The 3,003-nt window shown below is 62.3% G+C and carries 3 protein-coding genes; all 3 read right to left on the bottom strand.

Annotated elements, in window-relative coordinates; genetic code table 11:
• On the bottom strand, positions 1 to 1,159 hold a 1,159-nt coding region (locus tag ACN27A_RS34135; protein ID WP_421459093.1), incomplete at its 3' end, for an amidohydrolase family protein.
• 41 nt (positions 1,160 to 1,200) lie between these two features.
• Positions 1,201 to 1,821 (bottom strand): cupin domain-containing protein, encoded by a 621-nt coding sequence (locus ACN27A_RS34140; RefSeq protein WP_421459094.1) that lies wholly within the window; start codon positions 1,819 to 1,821, stop codon positions 1,201 to 1,203.
• Positions 1,822 to 2,325: 504 nt separating this feature from the next.
• Positions 2,326 to 2,973: a TetR/AcrR family transcriptional regulator gene (locus ACN27A_RS34145; RefSeq protein WP_421459096.1), complete on the bottom strand. Its 648-nt coding sequence runs from the start codon at positions 2,971 to 2,973 to the stop codon at positions 2,326 to 2,328.
• Positions 2,974 to 3,003: the final 30 nt, after the last annotated feature.

Raw genomic sequence — 3,003 nt, forward strand, 5'->3', positions numbered from 1 at the left:
CATTGCGCAAGAAAACCAGGTCGGCTGACTTGCCGACCTCGATCGAACCGCACACATCACCCATGCCCAAAGCTCGGGCGCCGGCGAGGGTGGCGGCGTGCAGGATCTGGCGGGTCGTCACCGGGAGCTCGCCGGTAACCGCCGGTAGGCCCTTCGTTTCCAACAGTGGCTGAAATGCATAGCCACGCTCATGCTGCATCAGGATACGCATGGCGGTGAAGAGGTCTCCGCCGTTGTTGGACACGATGTCGGCTCCGATGCCGGCGTTCACTCCGTGTTCAAGAGCGCGACGGAAAATCGGTACACCGCAGGCCATCTGCAACTCGGTATCGGGAGTGGTCGACACCGAACAGCCGTGGTCGCGCAGCAGGATCAGTTCCGCGTCGGTGCACGCGTTGCTGTGTGAGTGCAACTGGCCCTCGCGCAACAGACCCGCTTTGTGCAGCAAGGTGACGTCGGCCATCTGCTGTTCGGCATTCCAGATGCACGAGGTATGCATGGTGACCGGTATGTCGAGTTCGGCAGCCAGCTCGATCTCGTCGCGTGTCTGATACAGCGGCACCAGACCAAGTTCGTTGAGGGCAACACCCATTCGCATCACGCCGTCGGAGGCAAAGTACGTGTCTTTGATTCGTCGCACGTCGGCCGCGCGCAGATCCCAGGAAGTGAAGTACGGGTCCGCTCGTGGTGAGTTGAAGTAGCCGTAACACCACAGGATCCGCAGACCCGCGTCAGCCACGCCGCGTACTGCCTGGTCGGCATGGTCGGGGGTGCTGTTGTTGTGTGAGTAGTCGATCGTAGTAGTGACCCCAGCGCTCAACGCATCGAGGCCGCCGGCGAATTGGCCCGCATAGATATCGTCGGCCTCGTGCAGGCCGGCATGGTTGTTGCGGATTCGCCAGAAGTAGTCGTTGAGGTTCCAGTCGGCGCACAGGCCGCGCATGGTGGTCTGCCAGAGATGACGGTGCGAGTCGACGAACCCGGGGACGACCCAGCGGTCCTTCGCCGAGATCGTTTCGGCGTCCACTCCGGTCAGATCGCCTCCGATCGCGACGATGGTGCCGTCCTCGACCAGGATGTCGCCGCTTTGTATCTCGCCGCTGAGGGGATCACCGATGAGCACGTCGCCGCCAGTGATCAGGATGCGAGTTTGCGCCATCTGCTATCTCTTTCCTTGGACATTGATTCGAAAGGCTGTCTTCATGTTTGGGCGAGGACGGCGGGACGCCTGCCGTCGATCAGCACTGCGGCAATCACGCACGGCTCGCTTCCGCGGTTGACCCATGCGTGCGTCGTGCCCTGTTGCACGACGCAGTCGCCCGGCGTCAGGAGCACTTCGGTCCCGTCGGTCATCAACATGGTCATTTGGCCGAAGATGACGACGATGTAGTCGACGGAGTCGGTACGGTGCATGCTGGCGTGCCGCGACTTGGCCGCCGCGTCGGGCCTGTGGGCGGTGCCCATAGCCTCGAACGCGGCATCCGTGTCGACGGCGAGCCCGGTCTCCGGGGGTATCTCGACGACACGGAACAAAGAACCCTGCGGAGTGGGGTCGTGACGCATGGGGCGAACGCGGTCGTGGGTCTGGTCAAGGTCGGCGGGGCATTCATCCGTCGACCACAGCTCGGTGACCCCGGCGCCCGGCCATCCGGCCACCTCGAGGACTTCGGTGGCCGTGTTATCGAAGATTACGGTGGTTTCACCATCGGGCATGTGACCGGTGACGATGCGGCGAACTTTGTGTAAAGGCATTGATGCAGAGGCCCTTTCGGTCGAATTGTGCGGGGTGGGTGCGGTCAGGCCCGCGGAGTCGTAGAGCATCTTCTCCTTAATTGCACTGCAGTGCAGTGAGTGCACTAGGATGCTGCTATGTCTTGCCTCGCGAGTCAACCCCAGATGCGAAATTCGTCCGCGCGGACGAACAAGCCGGCATGACCGTGGCGGGTTCAGGTTGAGAGAGGACGAGCAGCAGCGACTTGAGATGACGAACAGCGAGATGGACGCGCGGCCAACACCGCCGATGTCCTCAATGACGGTTAGCCATACAACGCGAACATCGGATTGATGGATGCCGAAAGTTGCCTGCTCCTCTTCGATCCCAAGCCGTCGTCGGCATTCCGCACGCGGACCGGCGATGGGATGTAACAACTTTCGTTGTCCTGCGACAGCAGGCTTCGATGAAGCCGTTACCCATCGAACGTGCCGCGCCGGCCTTGCAGGCTGCTAGCGTCCCAGGAACCACGCTCTGCGGCGGCACCAGCACCGGGGCCGTCGTCCTAGGGGTTCGACATTCGAATGCGCCAGCAGCGGACGGCCCGATAGCTGTCAGCTCGCCCTGGGCCTCAACCCGTCCAGGACGAGATCGACCGCCTTGGCAAGGTCGACGCCCAATGCGCCAGCCTGAGAAGGCTGTTCCATCCACCGAAAGAGCACGCCAAGGTAGACATCGTAGAGAACGTTGGCGGCGACCACCGGATCCACCGCGCTGTCGATGGTGCCGTCGTCATGACCGGCAGCCAACCACTCACTCAGGCGGCCAGAAATCCTCGCCCAGTTGTAGACCGGCCCCTGCGAGGTAAGCCACCCGATGAGCATCTGTCGCGTCTCTTCGGGTGCTTCCTCGGTGATACCGACCAGTTCGCGAAAGAAAGCCCGCACGCGATCGATGACCTTCCCCGAGGTACCGACGGCTTCTTGCGCGGCCTCCGCGGCGCGCGAACGGCGACGGTCAGCCCACTCATAGGTGATGTCACCCTTGGCCGGAAAATGATTGAAGACCGTCCGTCGAGCGGTTCCCGCGCGCGCGGCGATGTCGTCCATTGTCGTTGCGTCGAAACCACGCTCTACGATCACCGCCACCGCAGCCTGGTAGATACGCTCTCTGTTGAAGAGACGGTTCTGTTCCCTGAGACCACCAGCGGGTTTTTCCACCAGGCTCGGATTCGCCCCACCACGGCGCTTCTTTTCCGTCACCTGTGCACCCTAGCCTCGTTTTTTCGTCCA

This window comes from Micromonospora sp. WMMD737, from assembly GCF_049179055.1.
GTDB classification, from domain to species: Bacteria; Actinomycetota; Actinomycetes; order Mycobacteriales; family Micromonosporaceae; genus Micromonospora; species Micromonospora reichwaldensis.

What these genes read in the sequence shown, in the direction of transcription:
- ACN27A_RS34140 (WP_421459094.1), bottom strand. Translation starts at nt 1,821, where the DNA reads ATGCTCTACGACTCCGCGGGCCTGACCGCACCCACCCCGCACAATTCG.